The sequence below is a fragment of the Fischerella muscicola PCC 7414 genome (genome assembly GCF_000317205.1).
Classification (GTDB): Bacteria; Cyanobacteriota; Cyanobacteriia; order Cyanobacteriales; family Nostocaceae; genus Fischerella; species Fischerella muscicola.
The window spans coordinates 28,630-49,259 of record NZ_AJLK01000152.1 but is presented as its reverse complement, the minus strand read 5'-3'; the positions used below and the strand labels follow the sequence as shown (position 1 = coordinate 49,259).

The 20,630-nt window shown below is 41.4% G+C and carries 12 protein-coding genes; 7 read left to right on the top strand and 5 right to left on the bottom strand.

The window, feature by feature from the left end; genetic code table 11:
- Positions 1–248 precede the first annotated feature (248 nt).
- A complete protein-coding gene (locus UYI_RS0124060) occupies positions 249–1,358 on the top strand; it encodes an iron-containing redox enzyme family protein (protein ID WP_016869235.1) in 1,110 nt (369 codons plus the stop codon).
- Positions 1,359–1,458: 100 nt separating this feature from the next.
- The gene (locus UYI_RS0124055) at positions 1,459–2,154 is read left to right on the top strand and encodes a class I SAM-dependent methyltransferase (RefSeq protein WP_016869234.1); all 696 of its coding nucleotides are present in this window, start codon (positions 1,459–1,461) and stop codon (positions 2,152–2,154) included.
- Between the two features lie 139 nt (positions 2,155–2,293).
- Here UYI_RS0124055 and UYI_RS0124050 read toward each other — a convergent pair whose 3' ends face one another.
- The 3 genes from UYI_RS0124050 to UYI_RS0124035 form a co-directional block, all read right to left on the bottom strand.
- Positions 2,294–2,494 (bottom strand): hypothetical protein, encoded by a 201-nt coding sequence (locus tag UYI_RS0124050; RefSeq protein ID WP_026086140.1) that lies wholly within the window; start codon positions 2,492–2,494, stop codon positions 2,294–2,296.
- A gap of 832 nt (positions 2,495–3,326) precedes the next feature.
- A complete protein-coding gene (locus UYI_RS0124040) occupies positions 3,327–4,289 on the bottom strand; it encodes a chlorophyll a/b light-harvesting protein pcb (RefSeq protein ID WP_016869230.1) in 963 nt (320 codons plus the stop codon).
- Between the two features lie 141 nt (positions 4,290–4,430).
- The gene (locus UYI_RS0124035) at positions 4,431–5,465 is read right to left on the bottom strand and encodes a chlorophyll a/b binding light-harvesting protein (RefSeq protein WP_016869229.1); all 1,035 of its coding nucleotides are present in this window, start codon (positions 5,463–5,465) and stop codon (positions 4,431–4,433) included.
- A gap of 914 nt (positions 5,466–6,379) precedes the next feature.
- Here UYI_RS0124035 and UYI_RS0124030 point away from each other — a divergent pair.
- Positions 6,380–7,285 carry a hypothetical protein gene (locus tag UYI_RS0124030; RefSeq protein ID WP_016869228.1) on the top strand — a complete coding sequence of 302 codons (906 nt, stop codon included), beginning with the start codon at positions 6,380–6,382 and terminating at the stop codon, positions 7,283–7,285.
- A gap of 190 nt (positions 7,286–7,475) precedes the next feature.
- Here the strand turns inward: UYI_RS0124030 and UYI_RS0124025 are convergent, their stop codons facing one another.
- The gene (locus UYI_RS0124025) at positions 7,476–8,132 is read right to left on the bottom strand and encodes a DUF3386 domain-containing protein (protein ID WP_009458101.1); all 657 of its coding nucleotides are present in this window, start codon (positions 8,130–8,132) and stop codon (positions 7,476–7,478) included.
- A gap of 107 nt (positions 8,133–8,239) precedes the next feature.
- Between UYI_RS0124025 and UYI_RS0124020 the strand changes: the two genes are divergently transcribed.
- A complete protein-coding gene (locus tag UYI_RS0124020; protein WP_016869227.1) occupies positions 8,240–8,911 on the top strand; it encodes a LuxR C-terminal-related transcriptional regulator in 672 nt (223 codons plus the stop codon).
- Positions 8,912–9,131: 220 nt separating this feature from the next.
- Here the strand turns inward: UYI_RS0124020 and UYI_RS0124010 are convergent, their stop codons facing one another.
- Positions 9,132–10,643 (bottom strand): AAA-like domain-containing protein, encoded by a 1,512-nt coding sequence (locus UYI_RS0124010; protein ID WP_016869226.1) that lies wholly within the window; start codon positions 10,641–10,643, stop codon positions 9,132–9,134.
- An 840-nt stretch (positions 10,644–11,483) separates the two neighbouring features.
- Here UYI_RS0124010 and UYI_RS0124005 point away from each other — a divergent pair.
- The 3 genes from UYI_RS0124005 to UYI_RS0123995 all read left to right on the top strand — a co-directional run bounded on the left by UYI_RS0124005 (position 11,484) and on the right by UYI_RS0123995 (position 20,616).
- Positions 11,484–13,877, top strand: coding sequence for a response regulator (locus UYI_RS0124005; protein WP_016869225.1), 2,394 nt, complete (start codon positions 11,484–11,486; stop codon positions 13,875–13,877).
- 95 nt (positions 13,878–13,972) lie between these two features.
- Positions 13,973–20,245: a PAS domain S-box protein gene (locus UYI_RS0124000; protein ID WP_016869224.1), complete on the top strand. Its 6,273-nt coding sequence runs from the start codon at positions 13,973–13,975 to the stop codon at positions 20,243–20,245.
- Positions 20,242–20,616 (top strand): response regulator, encoded by a 375-nt coding sequence (locus UYI_RS0123995; protein WP_016869223.1) that lies wholly within the window; start codon positions 20,242–20,244, stop codon positions 20,614–20,616. Before UYI_RS0124000 ends, UYI_RS0123995 begins: the two co-directional genes overlap by 4 nt.
- The last annotated feature ends 14 nt before the right edge of the window (positions 20,617–20,630 follow it).

The window sequence follows — 20,630 nt, the reverse complement described above, 5'->3', positions numbered from 1 at the left end:
CCACTGCCCCTAATCCCCACTCCCCCAAGGGAGTGGGGACCGGTGAGTTCCCCATTGCCCCCCAACCCCACAAAGTGGGGACCCCTAGCCCCCCACCTCCCCATCTCCCCTTGAGTAGAATATTTGAACTACTACTTTATATTTTCTTTATGACCGCAGAGAGAGGTACACAAAGCTACAAAATGAGAACCTAAGTATGTATATGAAGTGTGAATTATCCGCACTGATGGCAAAGCTATAAATCATCTATGCAGAGCAAGTTAGTTAAATTTCCTCTCGCTTTTGTAGTGGGAGAATTTGATCATGTAGGGGTAACAAAAGCTACTAATTATCAAGCTGCTGAACAGCAATTAACAGAACTGTTAGCAATAGATAATTTAGACAAAAAACTGGAGAAAGAACCCTCACTCAGGAGTGAGTTTGAAGATGCACTTTCTATAGCAATTAGTGCAGCTTACCAAAATGCTTCTGGTGATGATGCAGCTCATCGCTTTCTCCAACGTATACTATACAGAATAAATCGCTTAAATTTATTTTGGTATGATGATTTACGGCATTATACGAATGAGCGATCACTCTATTTATATCAAGTACGCAATCAAATAGAAGCAGCTTGGCAAGAGTGGGAAATTGCTCAAATCGACGTAGTAGGATTGCAACAACTGGATGTGAAGCAAGCACTCATTGACCGTGCAGCTGAAGATTTAGATCCCCCATTATCTCCAGAAAGCCGTTATCTTCGTGAACAAATGAGTAAGGCTGGCTATCAGCATTTGTTGGCGATTGGTTCATTTGACGGCCTAGTTGAAGGTAGTCGCCTTTCCCGCATCCTTGGTGGTGCTGCCAATGAAGTGCAATGTACACTTGTGCGGGTACTTCTAGAAGAGTACGGCAACGGTCGCTTCTCTCGCAAGCATTCGACGTTTTTTGCTCAAATGCTGAATGAGTTTGGCATGAACACCGAACCAGAAGCATATTTTGACTTAGTACCTTGGCAAGTATTAGCTTGTGCCAACCACAACTTTTTGATGACAGAATGCAAGCGTCATTATCTGCGTTACGCTGGTGGACTAACATATTTTGAAGTGGCTGGTCCTGCGGCTTACAGAAATTATCTGACAGCAGCACAACGTCTGGGATTATCTGATGCAGCAATGGGTTATTGGGAACTGCATATCCGTGAGGATGAACGTCATGGTCGCTGGATGTTAGATGATGTGGCATTACCTTTAGCAGATATGTACCCTAATCATGCGTGGGAAATAGTCTTAGGGTACGACCAAGAAAAAATCATGAGCGATCGCGCTGCTAAAGCTGTTGTACAAGCCATACGTCAAGCAGAGGAAACTGCTTCTTAAACTTCATTTTTGCAATTAATACTTTCAATCTAATTATTGCAAGTAGGTAAAGCATATGCCTTACCTACAACTACTCTATTGCACATACTCTTAAACTCTAATGAAAGACATATTTTTTTGCCCTGAAGAATCTAACTTCTACTCAAATTGCTTAGAAAATTTTGCTCTCAGAAATTGTAAAAAATCTGAATGTATTGTTGAATTTGGCTCAGGAGATGGTAGCCCGGTCATCAATTCTTTACTAAGAAATAAATTTGATGGTCTCATCCAGGGATTTGAATTAAACACCTCTGCTTGGAAAGCCGCCAATTTAACCATAGACGAATATAATCTTGGTCACAAATACGTCATTCATAACTCATGTTTATTTGAGTCTTCTCAACCAGAAGCCCAGTATCTTGTTGCCAATCCACCCTATATCCCTGCACCAGATAACGATATTTACATGCCGTTGTTATTTGGTGGTATAGATGGAGCTACAGTTACCAATAATCTTTTATCACTCGGCTATGAAAATGTTGTACTGTTAATCTCTAGCTTTTCTAATCCCAAAAGTACAATTGACCATGCCAAAAATAATGGTTATTGTGTGAGTAGTTTTCTGATTTTACCCTTGCAATTTGGTTACTATAGCTCTGAACCCAAAGTCAAAAAACACATCGAAGAATTACGCAAGCACAAAATGGCATTTTATTCTGGCGATTATTACTTCTTAGCTGGTGTTTTATTTAAAAAATGTCAAGAAGTTAAAGTTGATTTATCTGATGAGTTAGTACAAGCAATGACAAGTTTGTAAAGAAGGCAGAAGGCAAAGGGCAGAAGGAGAGGAATAAGGTATTTTCATGCGTGCTGGTGTATGCAGTTCATGGAACTAATAGCGAATAGGGATTAATGATTCCTTGTAGACAAATACAGCATCGCTTGACCATCTCTAACTACTGATCTGCTAATGTAGTTTCAATTGGCGCACGTTTAATCTCTCCCTCACAATAACCTAGTTCGTACATGCTAGCAGCTTGAGCATCTTGTTGTGGTGGCACTTTGGGTTGTCCAGCCCACGCATCAGATTTTCCTAAATTAAACCAATCTTCATCAGTCATCCCAAAGCCAAATTTGTTCTGCGTTGTTTTTTGCATTTGGGCATCCCTAGTTCTGTTATGCGTATCAATTTCTTTCATAACTATCCCAGAGCGCTACAAATAGCGTTTGTGCTTTACCCTATTGTAATAATTACAATATTCTTGGTCATACATACCTCTTCCCTAAGTATGAAAAAGAAGCACCTCGCCCTGAGTACGCCTTGAACCGAAGTTCAAGGCTCATATCATAGCCCAAGTCAGTTTTAACTGACTTACGCTTTTAGCATCAGAATTTATTCCGAGGCGGGATATCAGGTGGGTGCAAGATTTGAGTTTACGGTCTTTTATGTATCCGGCTTGCAGAATTGTTCCTGCTTGGAAAAAAGCCCGAAGTTTGATTTTGGCACATTGACAAAGTTTGTGAAATTGTTAGTCCTTTGCGTGCGTCAGTTACTATCTGCTTTGACTCAAAGTCACGACAACCTATAGCATCTTCTGTACAAGCTACGATTGGATTGACTGTACATTTGAGACGATGATCATTGGTGAAATAAACACAACCAGCACAAGGTACTTGATGTAGTTTCTTGACATGCTTAATTCCTTTTCTTATTGATACCAAGATACTACAAAAACCCAAAATCAAAATTGCCCAAGCACATAAACCACAAAACAATTTACTCAGCAGCATAAATCATCCTCTAAATTTCCCAAAAAATAGCCGGCAGCTAACAGTTGTAAACCGCAGGCATGAATTTTATTGAGCTAGTGTTAGTGTCAAAATCAGAAAGCGAGGAAAGAAAAATTATGAGTTTCTAGTTCGTAAGTAACACCTCAAACTGAGTAAATATTTGTGTAAATTCAATTCGTTATTCTTGTTTCCTAATTCCTAATTGAATTGACGGGAACGCCAATAATGCCAAAAATAACCTGCCAGTGCCAATATTCCCAAAAAACACTGAATTGTTGCTAGAACATCACGATTATCACCGTAAAACTCTTTTGGATAAACAGTTTCGTTATATCCAACAAATACAGCCGAGATAAAACCTATCAAAGCTAAACCTAGCAAACTATAAGACAGAATTTCCTCGCCATTGTCTATTGGTAAAATTTTTCTTACCCAAGTAAATGGTGGTACAAGAATATGCCATATACCACCAAATATCAAAATGAAACCAATCCAAATATGACCACCTATAACGTCTTCTAAATTATCAACACTTGCCATTCCCAATAAAGTCCAATTACCATCTTTTAGTCCCACCAAATAACTAAATATTTTGACTGGGTCTAAAGTCGGGTTACTAATCAAACGCACATCTCCTGAATGGGTATCATAAACTCCTCCAAAAAACATGGCTTTTAGAACCAATAAGAATGCAGCAAAACCCAAAACAATCAGGTGATGTCCTAAAATTAAACCCAGTTTTTGCGAGTCATTCCACTCATAGTGAAATTTGGCAACTTGTCCGCCGCTAATGTATAAAATTTCTGGGCCACGAAAAACATGAAATAAACCACCTGCCCCTAAGACAGCAGATGCAACTAAATGTAAAATACCAATCACAAAATAAGGATAAGTATTAATGATTTCACCCCCAGCACCTACACCCCATCCTAAAGTTGCTAAGTGGGGTAACAAAGTCATTTTCTGCTCATACATTGGTATGCCAGGAACAAAGCACGTTACTTCTGAGATGGTAGTTGCTCCTGCCCAAAACATAATTAAACCTGCATGAGCAACATGGGCGCCTAATAGTTGACCAGACAAATCTATTAAACGAGCATTACCAATTAACCAAGATGAGTTTGTATTAGCTGCAAAGGTTTTATCAGTCGATATTGCCACTGTTCAATACCTTTTGAATGTGGATTTTATAAGTTTTGATTTGGGATCTCATGCCCCAAAGAAACAGTCATCTGAAGATGACTTTTGCTATCAGCCTAGAACTAAAGTTCTAGGCATACTTATAGATTGCAAGATTATGTTTTACGAACTTGTTTCAATTGCACTCAATGCTCTTTCAACTCGTTTGAAGTCAAAGCCAATAGCTCGTAGTGCGTGCCACAAGTGACCTTGCAGGAAAAAGAAAGCTAGGAAGAAATGAGTATTTGCTAACCATGCTCTGGAAGTGTAATTTCCATAAGGTAACTGAATAGTGTCAGCAAAATAGGGACAAACACCAAACTTGATCTCTAATGCAGGCCCATAAAATTCCACAGGATAAGCTAGGGTGTTAACTGCACAAAAGTAAGCTGCAACAAAACCTGCTAAGGCAATACCACCTAAAGAGTAAGAAAGAATTGCTTCACCCGAGAAAATGAGTAGTTTCTTGGCCCAAGGTAGAGGTTTGACAAGAATGTGCCAAACGCCGCCAGCAATCAAAAGTAAGCCAACATAGATATGTCCACTAACTACGTCTTCTAGATTGTCAACACTAGCAAAGTGAGTTTGATAGCCAAAGATGACGAATGGGTTGAGAGTGGGTTCAGTAACTACCCGGACATCATGAATTGTGGTGTCGTACAGTCCACCCCAGAACATGGCTTTTCCTACTAGTAGCAAAGCACCAGCACCTAAGAAAAGTAGATGATGTCCCAGAATGATGCCAAGTTTATCGGGGTCATTCCATTCAAAATGAAATTTACGCGCACGACCTGTTGCGTCTTTCAGGTTCTCAGGCCCCCTAAGAGTATGGAAAAGCGCACCTGCACCCAGAACGGCTGATGAAATGATATGTAAGGCTCCAATTACAAAATAGGGATAAGTATCGACAACTTGACCACCTACTCCCACACCAAAACCTAAGGTAGCTAAGTGAGGCAATAATATTAGTCCTTGCTCACCCATTGGTATATCTGGTTGATAGCGTGAAAGTTCAAACCAGGTAAAAGCCCCCGCCCAGAGAGTTGTTAAGGCTGCTTGCGCGACGTGAGCGCCAATAAATAAGCCAGAAAGGTTGGCAAAACGAGCGTTACCCGCCCACCAATCATATTTGACTTTGGGATTATCGTAAGTTTGCATTGCCTAGCTGATTACTCCTTATTGCTAGTAATAATCAAAATTTATTTGTCCTAATCTAAGGAAATACTTGCTTGTAAAGGTATTTACAAGCAAGCTATTTACTTGTTTGCTTGGACGTTGAGAGGAAACACAATTGAGCCGTGGAAGATTCTGCCTAACTATACAAAAACGAACTCAATCCATAAGCAGATTTTGCAAATGGAATTGCACCCTGCTGAATCTGTTGAGCTTAATAAGCAACAGTTCATGATTTAGAATCAAGTTTATTGAGAATAAATATTAATAAGCAAGCGTATTTACAAAATGTAATAATTACCAGATTGCTGAAAGTCCAAATTCTATATCTTTTCAAATAAGTGAAAACGCCTGTCCTGCAAACGTTTGATTGATTTATCTGAGATATTGCACTGTGAAGCGATCGCACAATTGAATTTGATTCAGCAACTTTAGATAAATTTGTGCTTGAGGATTTGGACACGCTTGGGCAAATTATCGGTATTAGCTATACAAATGTGCTAATCATTCAAACCTATATATTAACTTGCTTTCCGCTGAGTCTTAATGTCATTACCCTATAGCTGTTGTCTTACCCTTCAAAATAGCTCAAGTCGATCTTAGAAATCATCTCAACAACACTGTTTTTTCTTACATTTCTCTTATAAATTCCTTATACGCTTTTTATGTGTTGATTGTAAATTTAGTATGTGATTTTTAACATTATATATCTTTTAAATAATTCAGAACTCTTTTCTTTGCTTCTGCCAAGCTGGGTGATGCCAGGTGCTTTATGCCGGGAGACCCGTCCACCGCACTGGCTCCTCTGCCTTTTGCCTTGCCCAAAGGGCTGATAATGCTTTTTCAAAAACTATTTAGGATTCCTGTGGATTAAAACTACTGAGAATACAAGAGGCAATATGACAACAATAAGCCTTTCTCAAAAACTGTTATTAAAATTTAAGCGCAGGCTTTTCTATTATTTAAATCTAGCCATTAAAAAGCCTGATTATATTTTCATGTTTTGCTTTAGCCGTATTCATATTATACGTTATTTTGTGCAATTTATTTGCAAAGAAAAAACGATTCTAAGATATGAAGGTAATTCTATTTTTGAAGATATTGAAGTAAACGATATTGTTGATACCCTCAAAAAAGAGGGTATATATTTGGGTCTTAACTTGCCTGAACATATCTTGCAGGAAATAATAAACTGTTCTAAACATATAACTTACTTTGGTAATGCCAATTTACAATTCAGTTTTTATCTTGCTGAAAAACAAAAAGAAGAACAGAAACACGGAAAAGACTTCATAACTGGTTATAATTTCGATATTTCTTCAATTTGTCCGGCTATCAAAAAACTGGAAAATGATCCCAAATTATGGTCTATTGCTACAAAATATTTTGAAAAAAAACCTGCAAATGTTATAAGCAAAATTTGGTGGACGTTTCCTCAAAAAAAAGAAGTGGAGGAGCGTGCCAAGAGTTTTTTTTGCTTTCATTATGATTTGGAAGACTATTGGTGCCTAAAATTTATGTTTTATTTAACAAATGTTGATCTACATAGTAGTCCTCATGTCTGTGTTAAAAGTAGCCATAAGAGAAAAAAGCTTAGTCATCAGTTTTCTTTACTCAGAGAAACAGATGACAAGGATATTATTAGCTATTATGGCTCAGAAAATATTCTCACTATTTGCGAACGAGCAGGGGTTGGATTTGTAGAAGATCCATTTTGTTTTCATAAGGGAACTATTCCGATTCAAAGAGAGAGATTAATCTTAGAAGTAAAATTTACCTTGCATAATTACGAAACGATACCATAACTATAGCGAACAAAAAGATCCCTGACTTCTTTAAGAAGTCGGGGATCTGGCTCTCTCAATTTTCACTTTTGCAGATAGGATTGCTATAGATAAACAACTAAATTCGATTTAGTGGGGCTCTGAATCCCCCACTAATTGCCTTCTAACTCCTACCTTATTCAATTATCTTGGATGCAGTTGATGAAACGACTTAAGCAGCAACAGGTTCCAACAATTGGATGTTAGAAAAGATAAACTCTTGAACAGAGGGTTGGTTCTTGGTATCGGTGCTGATGAAACGGCGATTCAGAATAAAGTAATTACCAACCTTTTCGTATTGATCTTCAAATTCGCTCCTACCACCTTTTTGTTCGCCCGTTTGCGGATCGTGATATACGGAGTCATAAGTGTGAGAGAGGTAGCCTTCTCCGGTATCATGAACACTAAAGGTGTTAATTGTGACAACAACACCGTGGATATGACGATGAACAAGGCTGACTATGTTATTGCGGACTTTGTATTTATCGCCTGCGGACTTACCACCAACGATAATTTCAACAGCGCCTGTCTCATCGGTATCACCATAGCTAAAAGTATTGGCACCGTGGGTTTCTTCAAAGCTACGACGGATACGATGAACTGCTATTTCCCAAGCTTGATGATTAATCGCCTGCTTGGCTTGCTCATCTTCTACTTCAAATACTTCTGCTTTGAGATTGGCGTTAACGCGAATTTTGCCTGTAAATACCTGTTCATCTTGTTTGTAGGTAATATCTGCGGTGTATCCAGGGAAATTATGATCCCAAGTGTAACGGTTCTCGTAGGCAGCGCGGAAGAGTTCTTGAGCAGATACTTGTGTTGCAGTCACTGGTTTCTCCTATATTTGTTAGTTTATGTTAGTTTTTTAGCTTTGCTACTATTAGCTAGCATAGAAGTAATTCTCAAGCCCGCCTAGTCCCCAAGTGGGTACACTCTATGGTTAGTTCTCTCCACACTTTACTTGATGCGATCGCTAAAGCAAATAATGAACAAGAACTACGACTCGCTGTGACGAACACAGTCGGGGAGCATTTTGGTGTCGAACGTTGGGGTTTATATCTGTGTGACGACCTGTCTACAGCAGAAAACGTTGAGGTACAAAAGATTCCGGAGGTCTGTTTAGAGGGAAATCCAGTCGGACGCTATGTGGTTGAACGCCATGCACCCGCCCATGAACAATTAATTTTAGCCCCTGGAGACTGGCAAGATATTTGCCCACGCCAAGACCACGCCCACGTCATGAGTGGGCCGATTGTCTGTGATGGTCGTCTGGTAGGGACGCTTAACCTCGCCCGCGCTGACGGTCATCCTCCTTTTGACGCCAACGATTTAGCTGATTTGAGTGCTTTGTGTTTGCATTTGTCAGCCAAGCTTGCGACTTTGAGGGCGAAACCAAAAACCTTCAATTCCCCCTTAGTTGGTCGCCTGACACCACGAGAGTTAGAAATTGCTGAGTTGGTAGCCCAGGGGTTAACCAATGGGGAAATTGGCGAAAAGCTTTTTATTACCCAAAATTCGGTGAAGCAAGCCTTAAAAAGAATGTTTCGCAAATTGGGAGTTTCGGCGCGGGCGGAAATGGTGGCGAAGTTACAGGATGTGATTTTGTAGTAATTATCCCGGTGACGAGAAATCACATTCTCACACCAAGACGCGATCGCTATTATCCCTATTTTCTTACTACGAGAAGAGAAAAATAATGCTCCAACTCTGAAGGCTAAACAAAATAATGAATTGTGCGATCGCATCCTCACACCAAGACGCGATTGCTGCAATTTTTAATCCCCATCAGGGGGATGTTTGCAGTAGCAAGGCGGTGCGAAATAAACAACTAGATTGAACTTGAGGTAACAGATTTGTGTCTGGAATTGCTGGAGTGGATAACCCGAAGTCTGCCGTTAGACAAGTGCTTACTAAAGTAAATGCGATACAATTCACGACTGATGCTTATTCCACCATCCATCTGAAACTTCACCAACCCCATACTCTCTAATTGATGAGCAATCGTTGGTTCTAGGTAAATACTGGGTTCTGAACTGACTAAGACTGCAAAAGCTTCAGCTAAGTAAGGATTTTCTTGCAGCATAACCAGTAGCCGCCGTAAGTGAGTGCGATAAATTCCTACTTCTGTAGCTGCTTGTTGCAACAGTTGCGATAATGAAATTTCTTGACGGCAAAGGTAGTAAAGAGCAATCCGCACCAAAGCTGGATGTCCACCAACCATTGCCATCAATTGTTCAGTTTCCTTGTACTGCCAATTGAGTCCATGACGTTTTGCCAATTCCTCGATTTGTGAGTGAGTAAACTCAGGTAACTGTAATGGTAGCCCCACGTTGCATGGAGATTGGCACAGATTTAGGGGTATGTAAAACTCTGTAGAGTAAGTCATGACGAGCCTTAGTTTTTGCCATATCTCCTCTTGTTGAGCTTCCTCATGCCAGGAACGTAACAGAGGTATAAACTCTTGAGCTAATTCAGAGTATTCAAGAACTCGGTTTAGTTCATTTAATGCTAAAACCACAGGAGTATCAACAGACTCCAGTAGATAGTTTTTGAAGTATAAGCTACAGCTTACCTTGCTACCAGTTTCTTGATCCCAGTATTCATCTAACCTGGGTTCCAATTTCAATTGCACAGAAGCACTTTTACAAAACCATCGCAGGAATCTATCAAGGTTGCTGAGAATGGCGACATCAACTTGATTGATATCTAAAGTGACAATCCGATAACCCAAAGCTTTGGAACGGGCCAAAATCCTGAACATGAGGGAGGTTTTTCCCATTTCTTTAGGAGCTTTGATGCGAATTACGCATCCTGGTTGAGTAATTTCTCGATAAGCCAGTTCTTCAATGGGAGGGCGAGGAATGTAATATATCGAATCTAGGGGTACAGGGCCGCTAGGATATTTCAGAACAGTAGCCAGAGGTTGGTAAACACTACAATCTTTTGTGGAATTTTGGATTTGTCGCCGTTGTGCTTCAACCACATGATGCTGACTAGAACAAATATCTACGGCTTCTTGGTTATCCAAAAGATGGATATAGTCAAATGCTCTATTAAATTCACCACTTTTATCTGAACAAGTGTAATCTTCTTTTCTTAAATCAAGATTAAAGGCACTGAAGCAAAATTTCAAAGTACGCTGGTCTAGTCCAGTAGTCAGAGACCATAGGCGGCTGATAGTTTTTGTAGATACTTTCATCCGCTCGCTGAGTTCTTCTTGAGTAAAACGTTCTCCATTATTTTCTTGTATTTCTGCTAACTCAATCGCAGCTTGTAAACGCTTTAGTCCTACGGCAGTTAAGATGACACCACGAATACGTTTTGTTTTTTGGTTTTCCATATATCTGTAGATAGATGCGTATCTACTTAAATTGATATATTCATCTAGATTAATTCATTTTTACTTCCACGCTCATTCTAACTTCAACTGCTCTGTTTAGAGAAACTTAAAGTTAAACAATTAATAATCTTAGAGCTGATTCAAAATATCAAGTTCTAATTCTACAAACTTAGTTGTAAGATTCATTTATATCTGATTCATTTAAGATACTCAAATATATCACTGTAGTGAAAATTAACAATTTATAGTAAGGTAATTAATCAATAATTTTTCTCTCGTTAAACAATAATATGTGATTCCAGATCAATAAATACACCGAGCAAACAGTTATATTTAGTGTTAAAAAGTTTATGATTTTTTCTCCAGCTTTGCTTATTGAATTATCTTTAATTATTTGCTCCGATATGATGTAGTAAATTGATATAGCATTCCTAAATCATTCATGAGAGACAAAATCCCTGACTTCTTTAAGAAGTCGGGGATCTAGCCAAACTGTCCAAATCAATTTGGTGAACTACTAAATCTCTTGTGTTCATTTATGCGCCTTCACCCTGTTGCGATCGCAACAGGGTCAAATTAGATTTTTGTTCGATTACGCTCAAAGCTCTAGAACTTTTATCTTAACCTTTAGTTAAAGTTTACTTATGTTTTATTTTCTCTGTTAAAATAAAACTGCCTGAGTAACTATCTCTTTTCCTTTGGTAGAAAGCTTTCTTTGCTTAAAATGTATTAGAGATTACTAGTAAAAATAACTCCATAGATAGATTTATGATCGTAGGATTTATTATATAAATCCTTAAGGATTTTGTATGATTCCTTGTAAGTGAAGGTTAGTCCTTCATGAAAATTCTATTAGTTGAAGATGATCTATCTATAGGTGAGTTTATCTCAAGGACACTGACAGCCTATCGATATACCGTCGACCTTGCCACAGACGGTCAACTTGGATTGGAATTAGCTATCCAAGGAGAGTACGCCGTCATCGTGCTGGATGTTATGCTTCCCAAACTCGATGGATTGAGTATATGTCGTAAGTTACGTGAGCAGAGATGCCAAACCCCAATCCTCATGCTAACAGCAAAAGACTCTGACGAGGATGTTGTTGTTGGTCTAGATATGGGAGCAGACGATTATGTAACAAAGCCCTGCGAACCCTCTCAGCTGATAGCGCGAATTCGTGCTTTGTTGCGTCGTCAAGCAACTGCAATGTCTTCTTCAGTTCTGCTATGGGGAAAATTGTGTCTCGATCCAAACTTGATTCAAGTAACTTATCAGCAACAACTCATTACCCTTAGCCCCAAGGAATATAGCTTACTAGAGCTTTTTTTACGGTATCCTCAACGCATCTTTAGCCGTAGCGCCATTATTGATCACCTGTGGTCAATTGATGAATCACCTACAGATGCTGCGGTGACGAACTTAATTAAAGACCTGCGACGTAAACTGAAAGCAGCGGGCATGATGGAGGAGCTAATTGAGACAGTGTATCGTTTGGGATACCGATTAAAGGTTGCGCCAAGCGGAAACATACAAGAGAAACAAGATCAAGCAGAATCGGAAGATGAGAAACAGACTGATCTGGAGCCAGAGGGCTTAGAGCTGATTGAGGAGGTAGCACAGGATTTTCAGGCTTCGTTGGCAGAAAGAATCGATGTTTTGGAAAAAGCCGCGCGATCGCTCCAAAATGACAATTTCGACTCTGCACAACGAGAACATGTCATCGACGAAGCACATCGATTAGCAGGCGGTTTAGGGACGTTTGGATATGCTAAAGGCTCAGAGTTAGCACGGGCCATTGAACACCTATTTAGAGAGAAATCCGAACTTGGTAAGCAAGAATTGAACCAATTTCTACAACTGCTAGCGCAGTTGCAGCAAGAAATTGATCAGCCACCAGTCTCTGCTGCAATCTCCCAGCCACAAGCGGGGATCATGCCTTTAGTATTGGTGATTGACGATGACCATCTGTTGTGTGAATCACTACGACAAGCCGCACCCATGCGAGGACTGCAAATCGAGATTGCTGACAAGTCAACTCCACTACATCAAATCGCTAACAATCCCCCTAGTGTGGTTTTAGTTAGTTTTGATCGTAATTCCATGGCGGCGAGGTTAACTTTACTGGAAAAGTTAAAAGTACATTTTCCGGCAATTCCAGTGCTTACCCTAGCTGAGGAAGATAGTTTAGACACTCGAATTACCGTTGCTCGTTGGGAAAATGGTCGTTATCTTCTTAAACCCACCACTACAGATGAAATATTTGAGGCGATCGCCAAAATTTTGCCATCACCCACCATTCCCAATGCCAAAGTGATGATTGTTGATGATGACCCGGTACAACTGAAAGCCTTAACAGCTCTGTTGCAACCTTGGGGAGTTCAGGTGACATGTGTTTGCAATCCGCAGCAGTTTTGGCAAGTGCTAATCTCTACCGAACCAGATTTGCTGCTGTTAGATTTGGAAATGCCTAAATTTAATGGATTTGAACTGTGTCGGGTTGTGCGGCAAGACTCAAAATACGCAGATTTACCCGTACTTGTTGTTACTGCTCATACTAGTACTAGCTCTATTCAGCAAGTGTTTGCAGCCGGAGCAGATGAATTCATTGCTAAGCCTATCGTTGGACCAGAACTCGTGACTCGTGTACTAAGCCGGATTGAACGAACTCGAATGCAACAACAACTGCTGCACTGCCAGCAACAGCAATTGCAAGTATCTCCAAAAGAAACAAAAATTGATTTATTAACTCAAGTGGCAAGTCGTCACTATTTGGCTGAATTCCTCGAGCAAGAATGGCAACGCCTCATCCACAAACAAAGTTGGCTCTGTTTAATTATCTGTGATATCGATCATTTCCAGGCTTATAATGATCACTACAGTTATCACACTGGGAATACTTGTTTGCAACAAGTAGCCCAAGCGATTTGCCAATGCATTGACCCTAGCCGCGATTTAGTCGCCCGATCTGGTGCAGATGAATTTATGATTGTTTTGCCAGATACGTCTTTGGATGGTGCGTTGCAGGTCGTAGAGCGAATTCAGCAGGCGATCGCTACTCTGCAAATTTCTCATCCATCCTTGACCACAAATAGCAACATCACCTTAAGTTTCGGTATCACAGGTTCTATACCGACCCCAGAAAAATCTTATAAAAATTTGATTGCGACTGCTAATCAAGCACTTTATACTGCAAAGGCAAGAGGGTGTAATACCTACTGTTTGTATCCTTTGTAAATAAATTCACCGTATAGTTTCCCTATTTGACATGGCTATTCCAACTCAAATCCCCGCAACTCCCATTTTCCTTGTGTATCCAAGTGTAGGAGAACATGAGCAAATCCCCATCACACTTACTGGCTGAGGCAGAGAAAGCGCAAGTTCTGGGTAAATTCACTGTAGCAGAAGAATATTATGAACAAGCGATCGATACAGCAAAAGCAAATGGATCTCTGCAAGCAGAAGCTTTAGCGTATGAATTAGCTGCGAAGTTTTATCTCGAACGGGGTAGGCTCAGGTTTGCTCAGAATTACATAAAAGAGGCACACTACGCTTACATACGCTTAGATGCAACGGCAAAAATAAAAGAGTTAGAAACACAATATCCCCAGTTACTATCTGAACTCTCACCAGCCAACAGCCGCACTTCAACGGATTTAGAAGTTGTTATTAGAGCAAATCAGGCAATTGCGAGTGAAATTGAACTAGAGCGATCGCTCAGTGTCTTGATGAAAATTTTGATTGAGAATGCTGAAGCACAAACGGGTTATTTAATTTTGCCTTGCCAAACAGCATCAACAAGCACAGAAAAATGGGTGATTGCAGCCTCTGGCACAGCAGATGTTACCACAAATGAGGATCATTTAGCAACACCTGTATGGCAAATCAGGGTGTTACAGTCCCTGCCGATTGCGGATCACCTACCTGTATCGGTGATTGATTATGTGATCCAGACTTTAGAAAGTGTAGCTGTGGATGATGCTACCCGTGAGGGCAATTTTATTAATGATACTTATATTCAACAACATCAAACTAAATCAATTTTGTGTGTGCCACTGCTTCATCAAGAAGAATTGCTTGGCATAGTATATCTGGAAAATAATATTACTAATGGGGTATTTACAAAAGAGCAATTAAAAGTAATAAAACTACTATCTGCACAAGCAGCAATTTCACTTCACAATGCCAAACTGTACACTCAGTTGCGTGAAAGTGAACAACAATTACGCGCCAGAGAGCATCGACTAAATCAGATTCTTGAGGCAATACCGATAGGAGTGACAGCACACAATACCAATGGTGAATTCATTTACAGCAATCTGAAGGCACAGCAGTTACTGGGGATCACCGCTCAATTAGAAGTCACAACAGAGCAATTATCACAGGTTTTTCAAGTTTATCAGGCTGGAAGTGATCAGCTTTACCCCATCGACCAACTGCCCATCGTGCGCGCTTTAGCGGGTGAATCTGTCAAAATTGATGATATGGAGTTACGTCAAGCCGATAAAACTGTGCCTTTGGAGGTTTTGACAACTCCCATTTTTGATGAGACAGGCACAGTCATTTATGCGATCGCGGCTTTTACTGACATTACCGAACGCAAACAAGCACAGAAACTCTTAGCCAACTATAATCAAACTCTAGAAGCTCAAATTGCTGAACGCACAGAAAAACTACAGCAGCAGCACGAAATTTTGCAAACGCTGTTTGACCACATGCCTGTAATGTTGAAACTTCGGGATCAAACAGGTCAAACCGTATTAATTAACCGGGAATATGAGCGTGTTCTGGGTTGGTCTTTGAGCGAACTTCGAGAGAGTGACTGGTTAGTAAAATGCTATCCCGATTTGGAACAACGTCAGCAGGTTGTGGAACATATTCAAGCTGCAACTGGAAAATGGCAAGATTTCAAAACCAGGTGTCGAGACGGTTGCTACGTGGATACGACTTGGGCAAATATCCGCCTTAGTAATGGTTGGACAGTCGGAATTGGACAAGATATTAGCGATCGCAAGCAACTGGAAGAAGCGTTGCAAGCATCGAAAGCGAAACTCAATGATATTCTCAACTCCGCCCAAGCCTCAATTGCCTGTTTCCGTGTTTACCCTGATCATACTTGGGAAAATGACTATCGCTCCATAGGTTGTGAAACAGTTTTTGGTTATTCTCCCCAAGAATTAACTGGGACAGTTTGGTCATCACGGGTTCTACCAGAAGATGTGGCAGCTGTTAATGAACAAGCGTTTGCAGCGATCCCCCAAGAAAAAACGATTACAGTGGAGTATCGTTTCTATCACAAAAATGGCTCTCTACGATGGATCGCCGAAACCTTGGCCTCTCGCTGGGATCAAACAGGGGGTTGCTGGGTTGTGACTATGGTTGGAGTTGACATTACTGCTCGTAAGCAAACAGAGCAAGCATTACAGGCAGCTTACAAGCAATTAGAAGAATACAGCACTAACCAAGAAGCAGTAAATCAGGAGTTGCAACGCACTCTCGAGAATCTACAGGTACTTGAGGAAGAACGGGAAGAACAGAATCACCAGTTGCTGATTGAGCAACAGCGCTATGGAGATTTGTTTAACTTTGCCCCGGATGGATACCTAGTTACAGATGCACAAGGGAGAATCTTAGAAGCAAACCATGCGATCGCAACGCTACTCTCTGTAGAATTGAGATTTTTAGCTGGCAAACTCTTAATTAGTTTTATTCCAGCATCTGCTCGGCGAGCATTTCGTACGCAATTAAATAATTTATCCTTGCCGCCAGATAAACAAACCTGGGAACTAAGCCTGCAACCCCGAAATGGTGAGCCTTTTCCTGTTGAAATTACAGTTGCTCCTGTGCGTGATGCCCAAAAACTCATTGCTCTACGTTGGCTGATTCGAGATATTACTGAACGCAAAAGAGCCGAAACAGCCCTGCGAGAAAGTGAAGAGCGATTTCGTGAGATTGCAGAAAATATTAACCAACTTTTCTTTGTCTGGTCTGCCGATTCTCAACAGTTTCTTTATATTAGTCCTGGGTATGAAAAAATTTACGGACTAACTTGTGAGAGCCTTTATCAAAATCCCAGATCCTGGCTAGAGGCGGTACATCCAGATGATCGCCCATCAGTATTGCAGTCTCTCGATCAACAGTATCAAGGCAAACATGCTCAGCGAGAATATCGGATTATTAAATCGGATGGCACAATTCGCTGGATGTTTGCCGAAGTGTTTCCAATTTTTGATCAAACAGGAAACCTCTTACGCTACATCGGATTAACAGAAGATATCACTGAGCGTAAACGTGCTGAAGAAGCTTTGCGCCAACGGGAGCAAGAATTTCGGGCATTAGTGGAAAATGCCCCAGATCTGATTTCTCGAGTTGATCGAGAGTATCGCTTCCGCTATGTCAATCCTCGTGTTGAGCTAGAAACAGGCATTCCGCCAGCACAGTGGATTGGTAAGACTGGGTTAGAAATGGGTTTTCCTCAAACCATTGTCAACTCATGGCACGCAGCCTTAGAGCATGTGTTTGAGACCAAACAAGAGCAGAACTATGAAACTGAGTTTCCCTGTCCTAAAGGAATAAGTTATTGGCTTTGTCGTCTGGTTCCGGAATTGGCTGAGGATGGTTCCGTTGCAACAGTTCTGAGCATTGCGCGGAATATTACTGACCGCAAACGGGTAGAGGAAGCGCTGCGAGAAAGTGAACAGTTTTTACGCAGTATCTATGAAGGCATTGCTGCTGGGGTGTTTATCGTTGATGTGCTAGAAGATGGCAGCTTTCGCTATGTTGGCATTAACCCCGCCCACGAGCGTATGTCTGGACTTTTACTAGCAGAAGTTGCTGGCAAAACCCCCGCACAAGTGTTGTCACCAGAAGATGCAGAGGCTGTGACTGCTCGTTATCGTGCCTGCGTCATAGCAAGAAAACGAATCACCTATGAAGAGCGTCTAGTAATTAAAGGCAAAGAAAGCTGGTGGATTACTAACCTGAGTCCACTGCAAAGTAAAGATGGGCGGATTTATCGATTGATTGGCAGCTGCTTCAACATTACCAGGCGGAAGAAACTGGAGCAGTCTTTGCAATTACAAGCAGAACAGGAACGCCTACTCTCTACCATTACTCAGCACATTCGTCAATCACTCGACCTGGAACAAATTTTGAGAACTACAGTAGTCGAAGTCCAGCAAACTCTCCAGACCGATCGCGTATTGATCTTCCGCTTAAATCAAGATGGTTCGGGACAGATAATCGAGGAAGCCGTGGTTCCAGAGTATCCCATGACATATCAAATGCGCTGGGTCGATGAATGTTTCCCAGATGACTGCTATGAGTACTATCGCCAAGGGAATCCTCGCATTTTACCAGATGTGGCCAAGGATGAGTGGGCGGCGTGTCTGGTTGAGTTTATGCAGCAAATTGGGGTGAAATCAAAAGTGGTTGCGCCCATTGTCCAAACCTTGGAAGATTCTTCAACCAAAGTTTGGGGATTGCTTATAGTTCATGCCTGCTCCGACTACCGCCAGTGGGAAGCATCTGAGGCAGAGTTTTTGCAGCAAATCAGTGACCAATTAGCGATCGCCATTCATCAAGCAGATCTATATCAGCAGTTACAAATTGAACTAGCTGAACGCAAACAGATGCAATTAGTGTTGCAGGAACGCCAAGCAATACTACAGGCGATCGGGGACAATTTGCCTAAAGGGTTCATTTTCCAAATTGTTTATGTTCCAGACCAAGGAGCTTACTTCTCCTACATTAGTGCCGGAATTGAAGACCTAATTGGGCTGAAGCCAGAAGCAATTATCCAGGATGCGAATGTTCTCAGAAGCTTAATCCATGAAGAAGACAAAAGTATTCGACAAAAGTTAGCCCTGAAATCTCTAAAAACGCTGTGCATTTTTGAGATGCAGATGCGGTTTCGCACCTTACGAGGAAACATTATCTGGTTAGATGTGCGCTCAACGCCCCGACGCTTGCGGGATGGTCAGATAGTTTGGGATGGCGTCGGCATAGACATCACCGATATCAAACAGACTGAAGAAGCATTGCGCCGAAGTGAAGCACATCTGGCAATGGCTCAAAAAGTTGCTCAAATCGGCAGTTGGGAATTTGATCTCCAAAGTCAGAAGATCAATTGGTCACAAACAACGTTCCATCACTGGGGAATAGAACCAACTCAAGGTGAACCAAGCTTTGCTGAACTGCTCGAAAGGGTTCATCCTAAGGATCGACAGGTGCTACAACAACATGTTGAACGGGCAATTACCCAGGGAATTCCCTACGCCTTTGATCTACGAATTGTGCTGCCGGATGGTTCAATTCGTTACCTGGATTCTCGTGCAGAACCACTAGTGAATGCCCAAGGACAGGTAATCAAACTGATCGGTACATCGTTGGATATCACTGATCGCAAGCAAACCGAAGAAGCCCTGCGCGAGAGCGAAGAGCGATTCCGTAAGGCGTTTGATGCTGCGCCTATCGGTATGGCATTAGTTTCAATGCAGGGACAATTTCTCAAGGTAAATCGTTCTCTGTGTGAAATTGCCGGATACAGCGAAGCAGAAATGCTCGCTCTTACTTTTATGGATGTCACCTATGCTGATGATCTTGAGGTTAGTTTAGAAGCCATGCAACGCATGTTGGCGAATGAGATTCCTGTGTATCAGGTGGAGAAACGATATCTACACAAGCGAGGAGATGTGATCCATATTCTGTTGAATGTGTCGCTTGTCAAAGATCAACACAGACAACCGCTCTATTTTATTGCTCAAATTGAAGATATTAGCGATCGCTACAAAGTTGATCGCATGAAAAATGAATTTATTTCGATTGTGAGTCACGAACTCCGCACGCCATTAACTGCCATTCGCGGTTCTCTGGGAATTTTAGAAACGGGTGTCTTTGATCATGAACCCGAACAAGCCAAAGAATTGCTGCAAATAGCTTTTAATAACAGCGATCGCCTTGTGCGTTTGGTGAACGACATCCTCGATCTCGAACGACTAGAGTCTGGCCAAACCCAACTTGTAATGGAAACATGCGAAATCGCTGATCTGGTACAGCAAGCCATTGAGACAGTGCAGGTGATCGCCAAAGAAGCCGAGGTGGAAATTTCTGTCATGGTTCCCAACATGCAAATTTGGGCAGCCCCAGATGCGATCATGCAAACATTAATCAATTTGTTAAGTAACGCTATTAAGTTCTCACCTGTAGGTGGTACAGTTTGGTTAAGTACCGAAGTATTAAATAAACAAATGGGGAGATGGGGGGATAGGGAGATGGGGAGAAGAGGAGATGGAGAGATAGGAAGAAACTTTTCACCCCACCACCCCACCACCCCATCACCCCACTTGCCTAATTCCCATATCCTCTTTGCCATTAAAGATCAAGGACGTGGCATTCCTCCAGAAAAGCTCGAAAGCATTTTTGGACGCTTTCAGCAAGTTGATGCCTCTGATTCTCGTCAAAAAGGGGGAACTGGGCTAGGATTGTCCATCTGCAAGAGCATTGTTGAACAACATGGTGGACATATCTGGGTGGAGAGTGTGCTGGGAGAAGGAAGTACGTTTTATTTCACATTGCCACTCAGGAGGGGAGAGGCGGAGGCATGATCAAACGCGTCCTAATTGTAGATGACGAAAAAGACATTCGCAGAGTAGTTCAAATCTCCCTGGAAAAATTTGCAGGCTGGCAAGCTTTCTTGGCTGAGTCAGGTGAGGAAGGATTACTCAAAGCAAAAACTGAACAACCCCTAGACGCTATTCTCTTAGATGTGTCGATGCCAGATATGGATGGATTTCAGGTATATGATCGCCTTCGTTCAGATGTAGCGACACGATCCATTCCAGTTATACTGCTTACAGCTAAGGTGTTACCGAGCGATAGCCAACGCTTTGCCAAAATGGGAGTGGCTGGTGTGATCACCAAACCGTTTGACCCCATGACAGTTTGGAATCAGGTGAATACAATTTTGGGCTGGTAGCTTGAGAAAGCAAA